The sequence below is a fragment of the Yeosuana sp. genome (assembly GCF_057126245.1).
The window spans coordinates 31,157-43,835 of record NZ_DBNGMQ010000006.1 but is presented as its reverse complement, the minus strand read 5'-3'; the positions used below and the strand labels follow the sequence as shown (position 1 = coordinate 43,835).

The window sequence follows — 12,679 nt, the reverse complement described above, 5'->3', positions numbered from 1 at the left end:
ATGAGTCAGCATAAAATTATAATTGCCATAGATGGGTTTTCTTCAACAGGAAAAAGTACCGTTGCCAAGCAATTGGCTAAAAAACTAGGTTACGTATATATTGACTCAGGCGCTATGTACAGAGCTATTACTTATTATGCCATGATCCATGGCTTTATCAGCAAAAATGATTTTGATGTCGATGGGCTTATTGCAAAGCTTGATGATATTGACGTAAGTTTTATATTTAATAAAGACTTGGGATTTGCAGAGGTTTACTTGAATGGAGAAAATGTAGAACGAGAAATTAGAACCTTAGAAGTATCAAATTTTGTGAGTAAAGTATCGGCGATTCCCGAGGTTAGAAAACAACTTGTTAAACAACAACATCAAATGGGATTGCAAAAAGGTATTGTTATGGATGGACGTGATATAGGTACCGTAGTTTTTCCAAATGCAGAGCTTAAATTATTTATGACCGCTTCAGCCAAAACGAGAGCATTAAGACGCTATGATGAACTTAAAGCTAAAGGTGAGAAGGTCAGTTTTGAAGATGTATTAAAAAATGTTCAAGAACGTGATCATATTGATTCTACCAGAGATGATTCACCATTATATAAAGCAGATGATGCTATAGAGATAGATAATTCAAACATGTCATTACAAGAACAGTTTGATAAGATTCTTGGATTAGTTAAAATGACTTTGGAAGATTGTGAATAATATCATTTCTTGCGAATTTTTCTTTTACGTCATGGCGAGAGGAACGAAGCAATCTGTTTATTATTTAGTTTTATTTCATGAGATTACTTCAGTTATACGATATTAGAAAAGACGTAAAAAAAAACGAACCCTTAACTTAATAAAGATTCGTTATTCTTTTTAATCCTTATAAATTAGGGATAATTAATTCTTGGTCTGGATATATTAAATCTGGATTCTTTAATATATCAGAATTCGCTTTAAAAATCGCTTGATATTTAGACGCATTTCCGTAATAGTGTTTTGCTATTTTACCTAAAGTTTCTCCGCTTTTTACCCTATGTCTATGATAAACACTGGTGTCATCTACAGAGATATTGGCTAAAATATCAGTAGGGTTTTCACCACCAATTTCTTTAATCTTATCCCAAATCAGGTTTTTTTCATATTGCGTTTTTGCCACTCCTTTAACTTTTAAGATGCCGTTTTCTTCGGTCACCTTTCCATCTTTAATATGTAATGCTTCTCCTAAATCAAGCACGTCTTGATATTTTGCTTTTGCTGTCATATTTGTTCATTATTTTAAGTTCTCACAAGATATTACTTTTCTTATAAAATTAATATTAATATATATTTTGTTTTATGAAACACACTTATAAAAAAGTCATATTAATTTTATGTATTCAAATTAGGCTATTTTATTGAAAATGTATATTTTTGCACTCCTTTTAGCGAATCATCGGAAAGATAAAAGGAATGAAACGATAAATAAAAATAACACTTCTGTGTGTTAATCGCTTAAAATCTTCCGAAACATATAGAATACAAAATTTAATCAGCACATGGCTGAAAAAGCAAAAAAAACTGAGGTTGAAACAGTAGAAGTTCCAACTGAAGAAACTCCACAAGTAGAAGCTCCAGTAGTATCTGAAGCTCAAGCAAACCCTGAAAAATTCTTAAAAGACTTTAACTGGCACAATTACCAAGAAGGTATTGACGAGGTTGATGATAAGCAATTACAAGAATTCGAAAAATTAGTAGCGGAAAACTTCGTAGACACACTTAATGATGAAGTTGTAGAAGGTACAGTAGTTCACATTTCTGATAGAGATGCAATTATTGATATCAATGCAAAATCTGAAGGTGTTATTTCGTTAAACGAATTTCGTTACAATCCAGGTTTAAAAGTAGGAGATAAAGTAGAAGTATTAATTGATGTACGTGAAGATGCTACAGGACAATTAGTATTATCTCACAGAAAAGCACGTGTCATCAAAGCGTGGGATCGTGTTAATGCGGCTCATGAAACTGGAGAAATCGTTAATGGTTTTGTTAAATGCAGAACTAAAGGTGGTATGATAGTCGATGTTTTCGGCATTGAAGCATTTTTACCAGGTTCTCAAATTGATGTGAAACCTATTAGGGATTACGATCAGTATGTAAATAAAACTATGGAATTCAAAGTTGTTAAAATCAACCACGAATTTAAAAACGTAGTTGTATCTCATAAAGCTCTTATTGAAGCTGATATTGAAGAACAGAAAAAAGAAATCATTGGTCAATTAGAAAAAGGTCAAGTACTAGAAGGTGTTGTTAAAAACATTACGTCTTACGGTGTGTTTATCGATCTGGGCGGTGTTGACGGATTAATTCATATTACAGATTTATCTTGGTCTAGAATCAATCATCCAAATGAGATTGTTGAGTTAGATGAAAAACTTAATGTGGTAATTCTTGATTTTGATGAAGATAAATCAAGAATTCAATTAGGTTTAAAACAATTAAGCAAACATCCTTGGGAAGCTTTGGCTGATACTGTAAAAGTTGGTGATAAAGTAAAAGGTAAAGTAGTCGTTATTGCTGATTACGGTGCGTTTATTGAGGTTGCTGATGGTGTTGAAGGTTTAATTCACGTATCTGAAATGTCTTGGTCTACTCACTTACGTTCGGCACAAGATTTCGTATCTGTAGGAGATGAAGTTGAAGCTGTTATTTTAACTTTAGATAGAGAAGATCGTAAAATGTCTCTTGGTATAAAACAAATAACACCTGACCCATGGACAGATATTACTGGTAAATATCCAGTAGGGTCTAATCATGTGGGTACGGTTCGTAACTTTACAAACTTTGGTGTTTTCGTTGAATTAGAAGAAGGTATTGACGGATTAATTTATATCTCCGATTTATCTTGGACTAAGAAAATCAAACATCCATCTGAATTCTGTGCCGTTGGTGATAAATTAGATGTTGTTGTATTAGAATTAGATGTTGAAGGACGTAAATTAAGTTTAGGTCACAAACAAACTACTGATAATCCTTGGGATAAATACGAAACAGAATTTGCGTTGAACACAGTTCATACAGCTGAAATTTCTGAAATCGTTGATAAAGGTGCAACCGTTGAATTTAATGAAGATATCGTTGCATTTGTTCCTTCTCGTCACCTTGAAAAAGAAGATGGTAAGAAACTTAAAAAAGGAGAATCAGCAGAATTTAAAATTATTGAATTCAATAAAGAGTTTAAGCGTGTCGTTGCTTCTCATACAGCTATTTTTAAAGCTGAAGAAGTAGCCAATGTAAAAGCAGCTGTTAAGAAAGCTGCTAGTGCTGCTGCAGAAGCAAAACCAACACTTGGTGATGCCAATGATGCACTTCAAGCTCTTAAAGATAAAATGGACGGAAAAACGACTAAAGCTAAGAAAAAGTAAATTCCTATTCCATTAAATAATATAAAGCCTTCAAGAAATTGAAGGCTTTTTTATTAAACCCATTTTTAAAACTATTATTTTTAAAATTTTGCATTACATTTGTATTCCAAATACGTTTGGATAAATATGAGTCAAAAAGTTTTACTTAACGCAAAAGAGGTAAACATCATTCTTCATCGATTGGCTTGTCAACTTATTGAAAAACATAATGACTTTTCTAATACCGTTTTAATTGGTTTACAGCCACGAGGCGTGTTTTTAGCAAATAGGATTGCTAAAATTTTAAAGGAAGATTATAAAATTAAAAACATTCAATTAGGCTTGTTAGATATCACTTTTTTTAGAGATGATTTCCGACGAGGAGACAAACCTTTAGAGGCTAACAGTACAAATATTAATTTTTTAGTAGAAAACAAAAACATTGTCTTTATTGATGATGTGCTTCATACAGGAAGGAGTATTAGAGCTGCATTAACTGCTATTCAATCCTTTGGAAGACCTAATGAAATAGAGTTATTAACATTAATAGATCGACGTTTTAGCAGACATTTACCTATTCAACCGGACTATAGAGGCAGACAAGTAGATGTGATAAATCAAGAAAAAGTTAAAGTAAATTGGAAGGAAAACGACGGTGAAGACTCCGTTTACTTAATAAATAAATAATTTACCAATGAGCGAATTAAGTGTCAATCACTTATTAGGAATCAAATATCTTAACAAACAAGATATACAACTTATTTTTGAAACTGCCGATCATTTTAAAGAGGTAATTAATAGACCTATTAAAAAAGTACCTTCGCTAAGAGATATTACTATTGCTAATTTATTTTTCGAAAATTCTACTAGAACAAAATTGTCTTTTGAATTAGCTGAAAAAAGACTTTCTGCAGATGTGATTAATTTTTCATCTGGACAATCTTCAGTAAAAAAAGGAGAAACCCTAATAGATACGGTTAATAATATCTTATCAATGAAGGTTGATATGGTTGTTATGAGACATCCAAACCCTGGAGCAGGCGTGTTTTTATCAAAACATGTTAACGCAAGTATTGTTAATGCGGGTGATGGAGCACATGAGCACCCAACACAAGCACTATTAGACTCGTATTCAATTAGAGAAAAACTTGGGGAAGTAAAAGGGAAAAATATTGTAATTGTAGGCGATATTTTGCATAGTCGTGTAGCGCTATCAAATATTTTTGCATTGCAACTTCAAGGTGCCAATGTGAAGGTTTGTGGACCAAAAACCTTAATACCAAAGTATATAGACAAATTAGGTGTTAAGGTAGAAACCAATTTAAGAAAAGCTTTAAACTGGTGTGATGTTGCTAACATGCTGAGAGTTCAAAACGAACGTATGGATATAAGTTATTTTCCATCAACCAGAGAGTATACCCAGCAATTTGGTGTAAATAAAGCCTTATTAGATTCTTTAGATAAAGAGATAATCATCATGCATCCAGGACCAATTAATAGAGGTGTTGAAATAACAAGTGATGTAGCAGATTCGAAACAATCTATTATTTTAGAACAGGTTCAAAATGGTGTTGCTGTAAGAATGGCTGCTATTTATTTGCTGGCATCAAAAATTAAACATTAATATGATTTTAGATCAAAATGGAAATATATCTATAATAACTCAAGAAAAATTAACTATTATAGAATTAGTAAAAAAAATTCAGGAGGTTTACTCAAAACTAAAAAACGATAACATAATTGTAAATTTAACAAGTTTAAATAAACTTAATTTACAAGATATCCTTGAATTTTTAGAACTTTCAAATAGTCATAGAAAATCTAAACATTCCTTTGTTATCGTTTCAGATAAAATAGATTTAGATGAAGTTCCAGATGAAATGATTATTGTGCCAACACTTGAAGAAGCATACGATATTATTGACATGGAAGAAATGGAAAGGGATTTAGGATTTTAATATGGAACTTACCATTTTAGGTTGTTATAGCGCAACTCCAAGAGTTTTATCAAATCCAACATCTCAAGTTCTTGAAATGAAAGGTAATATGTTCTTAATTGATTGCGGTGAAGGCACGCAAGTACAGTTAAGAAAGCATAAAATTAAATTCAATAGAATTAAGCATATTTTTATTTCACATTTGCACGGGGATCATTTTTTTGGCTTGGCAGGTTTAATTTCAACATTTAGACTTTTAGGAAGAGAATTAGAACTTCATATTTATGGTCCAAAAGGTATTAAAGAAGTGATTACGCTTCAAATGAAGTTAGCCGACTCGTGGACGAATTATCAGCTTATTTTTCATGAATTAATCTCTGAAAATTCAGAATTAATTTATGAAAATAACGATGTTGAAGTGTTTACAATTCCTTTAAAACATCGTGTTTACACCAATGGCTTCTTATTTAAAGAAAAAGAAGGAGATCGGAAATTAGATATTAAAGCTGTAGAAGATCATAATATTAATGTAGCCTATTATAGAAAGCTCAAGCAAGGTTTCGATGTAAAAAATGAAGACGGAGAAATTATTGAAAATACAGAAGTAACCTTACCCGGAAAATCACCCATGAGTTATGCATTTTGCAGTGATACCATGTTTAATGAAGCTGTCATTCCTATTATTAAAAATGTGGATGTGCTTTATCATGAATCAACATTTTTAGAGCAACATAAAAAGCTAGCCGAACCAACAAAGCACAGTACCGCTAAACAAGCCGCAGCAATTGCTAAAAAGGCAAACGCAAAGACCTTAATTCTGGGACATTATTCTACACGCTACGATAATTTAAATGATTTTAAAGACGAAGCTCAAACGATTTTTAATAATGTGGAATTAGCTGAAGATGGAAAAGTCTTTGAGTTTAATTAAATTCCTTAAGATTGGTCATCCATATGATAGCCTCGTCTAGGCTCATACATCGTTTGATGCTTTTTTCAGAAAATGATTTTTCTAGCGAGGCATTTTTATATGTAAAATCAGAATAATAAATGATAGCACTAGCTACAATAATACCATATTCTTTATCTACTCTTTTCCAAGAATTAGGGTCTGAAGAATAAGAATGTATCCTATTTGAAATATATCCTAATTTAATATCACTTCCGTATAGCTTAATTATTTTTTTCACAAGAAGTTTAACTTCTTCCCAGCCAAAATGAACCCCTTCTTTTAATTCGGAAACTAAAAAAAAGTCACATAAATAAAAATTTCCGAAAGGAAACCTTAGCTTTTTATGTTTCAATTTATTATAATATTTGCTTTCTTCGAAACGCATTGCTATTAATTATTGTTTAAATTTATACGATTTTTTAAACTCTATAGCATTTAATTTAGAATATATTTTGAAAATATTATAATGGATACAGACCTAGGTGATTACAGAAAGTCTTATAAAAAAGAAGAGCTTCTTGAAAGTAATGTCGGAGATAACCCCATGGAATTATTTCAGAAATGGTTTTACGAGGTAGATTCAAAATTTGATATTGAAGAAACTAATGCGATGACTATTTCTACCTTAGGGTTAGATGGTTTTCCAAAGAGTAGAGTCGTGTTGCTTAAAAGATACACCTATGAAGGTTTTATTTTTTATACAAATTATTTAAGTGAAAAAGGAAAGGCTATAGAGCAAAACCCGAACGTTTGTTTATCTTTTTTTTGGCATAGTGCAGAACGACAAATTATTATTAAAGGTAAAGCAGAAAAAATAGCTGAAAATTTAAGTGATGGCTATTTTGAATCGAGGCCAAGAGGTAGTCAATTAAGTGCTTTAGTTTCCAATCAAAGCGAGGTAATATCAGATAGAGCCTATTTAGAGGTAAAACTAGCGGAACTTGAAAAAGAGCTTGAAGGCAAAGACGTTACGCGACCATCTTTTTGGGGCGGATATATTGTTAAACCTGTTGAAATAGAGTTTTGGCAAGGCAGACCGAATAGATTACATGATAGAATACGCTTTTTACTTCAAGAAGACTATAATTGGAAGGTTGATCGATTATCTCCTTAAAAAATAGATGAAATGCATAATTATTATTTTTAAAATTGTATTTAATCGATAAAAAGCATAATAAATCGATTATATGTTTGTTTTTTGTCGAATTTAACATTTCTTTAACATATAATTCATGGTTAGAGGGTTAGTTTTATACACCAAATTTAACCTACTTTATCATGAATTTATTAACCAGACTCCCGTTATTGGTGTTGTTAGCTATTTTTAGTTTTTCTTGTTCTACTGATAGCATCGATGAAAGTGCAGAAGCTTATAATCAAAGTATTATTGTTCCGGAAACAAAAACAATTGAAATTCAAATTTTAGAATTAATTAATAATCATAGGCTAAGCATAGGTGTAAACCCTCTGGAAAGTATGGATATAATTAAATCTCAAGCTTTTTCTCACACAGAGCATATGGTTATAGAAAATGAAGTGTCTCATGATAATTTCTTTGAAAGAAGTACCTTTTTAAAATCAAATGCAGGTGCTGTATCAGTATCAGAAAATGTTGCCTATGGTTATACGAAGGCGGAATCTGTAGTGAACGCTTGGTTAAAGAGTGAATCACATAAAAAAAACCTTGAAGGTGACTTTACTAATTTTGATGTTTCTGCCGAGCAGAGTTCAGAGGGCAGCTGGTTTTATACAAATATCTTTATTAAGAAATAATACGATTTAATGTATAATTGAATTAATGAATGGTAACGACTCAATAAAATATAATTAAAAAAAAGACCTTTCAATTTTAATTGAAAGGTCTTTTTTATGTCATTTAGTATTGTTTAAAAATTATTTTAAACTACCAACCATATCTTCTGGTTTTACCCAAGCATCATAATCTTCTGCAGTAACGTAACCTAGGTTAATAGCTTCTTCTTTTAATGTTGTTCCGTTTTTATGCGCTGTATTCGCAATTTCTGCTGCTTTATAATACCCAATTTTGGTATTAAGAGCAGTAACGAGCATTAAAGAGTTATTTAAAAGTTTAGTAATAACATCATAATTAGGTTCTATGCCTACAGCACAATGCTCATCAAAGCTCTTACATGCATCTCCAAGTAATTGAGCAGATTGCAACACATTGGCCGCCATAACAGGTTTAAAAACATTTAATTCATAATGTCCTTGTAAACCACCAACAGACACAGATACATCATTTCCTATTACTTGAGCACAAACCATTGTTAGTGCTTCGCATTGGGTTGGATTCACTTTTCCAGGCATGATTGAACTGCCAGGTTCATTAGCAGGAATACTGATTTCACCAATACCACTTCTAGGTCCCGATGCCATCATTCTAATATCATTAGCTATTTTGTTTAAGGATACTGCTAATTGTTTTAAAGCACCTGAAGTTTCCACCAAAGCATCATGTGCAGCAAGCGCTTCAAATTTATTAGGAGCACTTGTAAAAGGAAGCTCGGTAAATTTAGCTATATATTCAGCGACGCGCTTACTATAGCCTTTTGGAGTATTTAGTCCGGTCCCAACCGCAGTTCCACCAAGGGCAAGCTCACTTAAATGTGATAAGGTGTTTTCTAAGGCTTTTAAACCATGATCTAATTGAGCAACATATCCTGAAAGTTCTTGACCTAAAGTCAAAGGTGTCGCATCCATTAGATGAGTTCTTCCAATTTTTACAACATTTTTAAAATCTTCAGATTTTTTCTTCAAGGTATCTCGTAATTGTTTAACACCGGGAATCGTTATTTTAACTATTTTTTTATAGGCAGCAATATGCATACCAGTAGGAAAGGTGTCATTTGATGATTGTGATTTATTCACATCATCATTCGGTTGTATAACTTTTTCTCCTTCACCAACAATTCTTCCAGCTATTTGTTGAGCTCTGTTGGCAACGACTTCATTAACATTCATATTACTTTGCGTTCCAGAGCCTGTTTGCCAAATTACCAAAGGGAATTGGTCGTCATGCTTACCCTCTAAAATTTCATCACAAACTTGAGCAATTAAATCACGCTTTTCAATAGGTAAAACACCAAGTTCACAATTAGTAAAAGCAGCAGCTTTTTTAAGATAAGCAAAGCCATAAATAATTTCTAAAGGCATTGATGCTGATGGCCCAATTCTAAAATTATTTCTAGAGCGTTCTGTTTGTGCTCCCCAAAGTTTATCGGCAGGCACATTTACCTCGCCCATAGTATCTTTTTCTATTCTGAATTTCATTAGGATTTTAATTAAAAATTGAGATACAAAGTTAAAGGTTTTGAAGTTTCTTATTATGATTTATGTTAGTTTTTTGATGTTTTTGAGAATCAAGCAGTAATGAAACGATGTGAGAAACTCTGTTAATAAAATTTCATTTGATATTGTATAATAAATAGCTTTGCGCTATATTTGCAACATATTTTTAAAAAAAAAGATTTTTGCAATTATGTTTGAATTTGACCAATATTTAGGATTTTTAGCATTTTTAACCATTTTAACCATAGGATTTTGGTTAATGATATTTTTAATCACATTTGTAATTCCTTATTGGATTTTTGGAGCATCTATTGAACGTTTTAAAGAAATTAGAGCTGAAAAGAAATCTAAACGAGAAGAAGCATCAATTCAGTAATTTTGAATTGTTTTGAAATATAAAAGGAAGCTAAATTAGCTTCCTTTTTTTATATGAATTTTTATAATTTATATGTTTACCCTTCAAATTCAAAGTCATCACCGCCACCTCCATTAGGACCATTATTTGATCTTTCATTTCTTTGCTTTTGTTGGTTAAAACGATACATGAACGATAAATTTACTTGGCGTTGTCTCCATTGCGATTCATTATAGCTTGAATAGAATTCTGTATTTATTATAGATTTTCTTTTTCTGGAGTTAAAAACATCCCTTGCATTTAATGAGATCGTTAAATGCTTATCAAATAGTTCTTTACTAAGCGCTAAATCCATAGAGAAATAACCTTCTGAAGAACCTTGAGCATTTGCTCTATCTCCTCTGTAAGAAGCATTTGTCTGCCAATTTATATTTGACGGCAGTGTTACTTTACCACTAAAACGAGCGAACCAACTTGTGTTTTTAGCGCCATAATCTACACCGTTAAACGTTCCCTTTGTCTCAAATTGAAAAAAGTTGAAACTTGTATTTAATCTCAACCATTTTTCAGGATTGTATAAAATACCAAATTCTGTGCCTGTTCTATCATTGGTAGATAAATTTACCGGAATAGTTCTAATAATATCGATCCCATCTGAGGTCTGTTGACCTGTATTCTCTTGCACGCGTTCAAACGAATCAGTTTCATGTTGATAATATATAGAAGTAGTTAATGTGAGTTTATCCCAACGTTTTAAGTAGCCAATATCAAAAGCACTAGAAAAGGCGGGGTTTAAATTAGGGTTTCCTTGAAAAACATTAGTACGGCTGGAGCGAGAAGGGAAAGGGTTTATGTACCAACCTCTTGGTCTGTTAATTCTTCTATTAAAACCAAATGTGATACTTTGTTCAGAATCATCTTCACTTCCAGCTAAATTATATATTAAATTTAGTGTAGGGAAGAGACCAAGGTAGTTATTATCAAAGTCAGTATCTATAGGAAATCCAAAAGCCTCTTGTAGTTCGGTTTCGCTTAATCTTGAGTCAATTTTTCCTTTTAATTGTGTGTTTTCTAAACGTAAACCTAAAAGAAATGAGAATTTACCAAATTTAGTTCCGTATTGAGTATAAACAGCGTTTACGTTTTCCGAGTAATCAAAAATATTTGAAATGGTATCGTTTATAAACAAATTTCCTGTTTCAATATCTTCTTGTTCTAAGGTATAATCTGTTTTTTCATTTTCAAAATTCCCGCGATATCCAGCTTCAAATCTTGCATTTTTACCAATGGGTAATACATAATCTACTTGGAATAATGATTCTTTTTTATCTTCTATTTGAAACACTTTTTCTTGTTGGAAGGGTTCAGGATTAATTTGATCGGTTATAATATAGTCTTCATTAATGTTGGTGAATTTATCTTCTGAACCATTTTCAAATTGAATATCAGCGGTTAATTGATGTCCATCGTTATTAAACTTTGTAATGTAATTAAATGATACCTGAAAATCTCCGCCATCTTCATTTTGTTGCTCTCTTCTTAAGGTTTCTTCAACAATACTTTCTCCATTAAAACGATCACTATTGTTAAGGCCTAAATCGGCATCTTCACCATAGCGATAAAATATACTACCGGTTACAGACGTTTTTTTAGAAACAAAGTATTCTAAACCTAAGCTCGCGTTATAATTACGATTTAAACGTGATACTTCTTCTTGCTCTCGAACTCTTTCATATTCTGGAGCTTCAAGAACGCCATCAACCAATCTGTCAAAATAATCTGTATCATTAAAGCTGTTTCTTGGTGCATCAAAATATCTGAATCCTATATTGGAAAATAAGTTAAATTTTTCTGTTCTGTAATTAATATTTGAAGAAATACCAAGGTTATCTGGATTCCCTAGAGTTAGGTTAAATGACCCATTGAAACCAAGAGTTTCTTTTTGTCTAAGTATGATATTTAGAATACCAGCGGTGCCTTCGGCATCATATCTTGCAGAAGGTGATGTTATTACCTCAACGCGTTCAATTGCTTCAGCTGGTAACTGACTCAACACATTAGTATCACCAAAGCCTGCTATAGCAGAAGGTTTACCGTTTATTAAAATTCTAACATTTTCATTGCCCCTTAAGCTAATTCCTCCTTCAATATCAACTGAAACCGAAGGTACATTATTTAAAGCGTCGCTAACAGTTCCTCCAGCCGTAGTCAAATCTTTACCAATATTGTAAATCTTTTTGTCAAGTTTAATTTCAACCGTAGTTCTTTCTGCGATGACTTCAACAGCATCTAAAGATTCAAAATCTATTTGTAATGAAATGGTGCCTAGATCAATATTTTTAGTGATATTTTTATTTTTCAGGGATACTGTTTTATACGAAATATATTCAATATTAATATCATAAACTCCCTTAGCTATTTTAATTTCAAATTCTCCTTCTAAATTAGTGATTACACCATCAACTATTTTTTGGTCTTTATGATTAAAAAACGAAACTGTGGCATATTCTAATGGAATTTTGGTTTCTGCATCAACCACTGTTCCAGTAATTTTTATATCCTTAAAAATATTTTCGGAAATTTCAACAGATGGGGGATTTAAAATAGAGGGTTCGCTTAAAATAGAATAGGTATCAATTTGTTCTGAACTAGTCTGTAAACTAGATTGAGCACGCGAAAGCGGGCTAAGTAGTGTAAGTATAAGTACGGTTATGGTTAGTCTAAACATTATGTTTTTTAATCTTAGACTACAAAATTA

General features: G+C 31.8%; 13 protein-coding genes. 9 read left to right on the top strand and 4 right to left on the bottom strand.

The window, feature by feature from the left end; genetic code table 11:
* Positions 1 to 702: a (d)CMP kinase gene (gene cmk, locus AC15TD_RS00400; RefSeq protein WP_484450169.1), complete on the top strand. Its 702-nt coding sequence runs from the start codon at positions 1 to 3 to the stop codon at positions 700 to 702.
* A 166-nt stretch (positions 703 to 868) separates the two neighbouring features.
* Here cmk and AC15TD_RS00395 read toward each other — a convergent pair whose 3' ends face one another.
* Positions 869 to 1,249, bottom strand: coding sequence for a LysM peptidoglycan-binding domain-containing protein (locus AC15TD_RS00395; RefSeq protein WP_484450168.1), 381 nt, complete (start codon positions 1,247 to 1,249; stop codon positions 869 to 871).
* A gap of 274 nt (positions 1,250 to 1,523) precedes the next feature.
* On the opposite strand from AC15TD_RS00395, the gene rpsA reads away from it, so the two are divergent.
* From rpsA to AC15TD_RS00370, 5 genes are all read left to right on the top strand, one after another.
* Complete coding sequence (gene rpsA / locus AC15TD_RS00390; protein WP_484450167.1) at positions 1,524 to 3,389, top strand: 30S ribosomal protein S1; 1,866 nt, start codon at positions 1,524 to 1,526, stop codon at positions 3,387 to 3,389.
* Positions 3,390 to 3,515: 126 nt separating this feature from the next.
* Positions 3,516 to 4,055 carry a bifunctional pyr operon transcriptional regulator/uracil phosphoribosyltransferase PyrR gene (pyrR, locus tag AC15TD_RS00385; RefSeq protein WP_484450166.1) on the top strand — a complete coding sequence of 180 codons (540 nt, stop codon included), beginning with the start codon at positions 3,516 to 3,518 and terminating at the stop codon, positions 4,053 to 4,055.
* Between the two features lie 7 nt (positions 4,056 to 4,062).
* The gene (locus tag AC15TD_RS00380; protein WP_484450165.1) at positions 4,063 to 4,992 is read left to right on the top strand and encodes an aspartate carbamoyltransferase catalytic subunit; all 930 of its coding nucleotides are present in this window, start codon (positions 4,063 to 4,065) and stop codon (positions 4,990 to 4,992) included.
* A 1-nt stretch (position 4,993) separates the two neighbouring features.
* On the top strand, positions 4,994 to 5,326 hold the full coding sequence (locus tag AC15TD_RS00375; protein WP_484450164.1) for a ribonuclease Z: 333 nt from the start codon (positions 4,994 to 4,996) through the stop codon (positions 5,324 to 5,326).
* 1 nt (position 5,327) lies between these two features.
* Positions 5,328 to 6,236 (top strand): ribonuclease Z, encoded by a 909-nt coding sequence (locus tag AC15TD_RS00370; RefSeq protein WP_484450163.1) that lies wholly within the window; start codon positions 5,328 to 5,330, stop codon positions 6,234 to 6,236.
* On the opposite strand, the gene AC15TD_RS00365 is transcribed toward AC15TD_RS00370, so the two are convergent.
* On the bottom strand, positions 6,229 to 6,609 hold the full coding sequence (locus AC15TD_RS00365) for a hypothetical protein (RefSeq protein ID WP_484450162.1): 381 nt from the start codon (positions 6,607 to 6,609) through the stop codon (positions 6,229 to 6,231). The genes AC15TD_RS00370 and AC15TD_RS00365 overlap by 8 nt on opposite strands.
* A 114-nt stretch (positions 6,610 to 6,723) precedes the next feature.
* Here AC15TD_RS00365 and pdxH point away from each other — a divergent pair, with 114 nt between their 5' ends.
* Positions 6,724 to 7,371 (top strand): pyridoxamine 5'-phosphate oxidase, encoded by a 648-nt coding sequence (gene pdxH, locus AC15TD_RS00360; RefSeq protein WP_484450161.1) that lies wholly within the window; start codon positions 6,724 to 6,726, stop codon positions 7,369 to 7,371.
* A gap of 164 nt (positions 7,372 to 7,535) precedes the next feature.
* On the top strand, positions 7,536 to 8,030 hold the full coding sequence (locus AC15TD_RS00355) for a CAP domain-containing protein (protein WP_484450160.1): 495 nt from the start codon (positions 7,536 to 7,538) through the stop codon (positions 8,028 to 8,030).
* Positions 8,031 to 8,150: 120 nt separating this feature from the next.
* On the opposite strand, the gene fumC is transcribed toward AC15TD_RS00355, so the two are convergent.
* Positions 8,151 to 9,548 carry a class II fumarate hydratase gene (gene fumC, locus AC15TD_RS00350; RefSeq protein ID WP_484450159.1) on the bottom strand — a complete coding sequence of 466 codons (1,398 nt, stop codon included), beginning with the start codon at positions 9,546 to 9,548 and terminating at the stop codon, positions 8,151 to 8,153.
* A gap of 208 nt (positions 9,549 to 9,756) precedes the next feature.
* Between fumC and AC15TD_RS00345 the strand changes: the two genes are divergently transcribed.
* Positions 9,757 to 9,942, top strand: a complete 186-nt coding sequence (locus AC15TD_RS00345; RefSeq protein WP_484450158.1) for a hypothetical protein — start codon at positions 9,757 to 9,759, stop codon at positions 9,940 to 9,942.
* A gap of 76 nt (positions 9,943 to 10,018) precedes the next feature.
* Here AC15TD_RS00345 and AC15TD_RS00340 read toward each other — a convergent pair whose 3' ends face one another.
* Positions 10,019 to 12,649 (bottom strand): TonB-dependent receptor, encoded by a 2,631-nt coding sequence (locus AC15TD_RS00340; RefSeq protein ID WP_484450157.1) that lies wholly within the window; start codon positions 12,647 to 12,649, stop codon positions 10,019 to 10,021.
* Between the last annotated feature and the right edge of the window lie 30 nt (positions 12,650 to 12,679).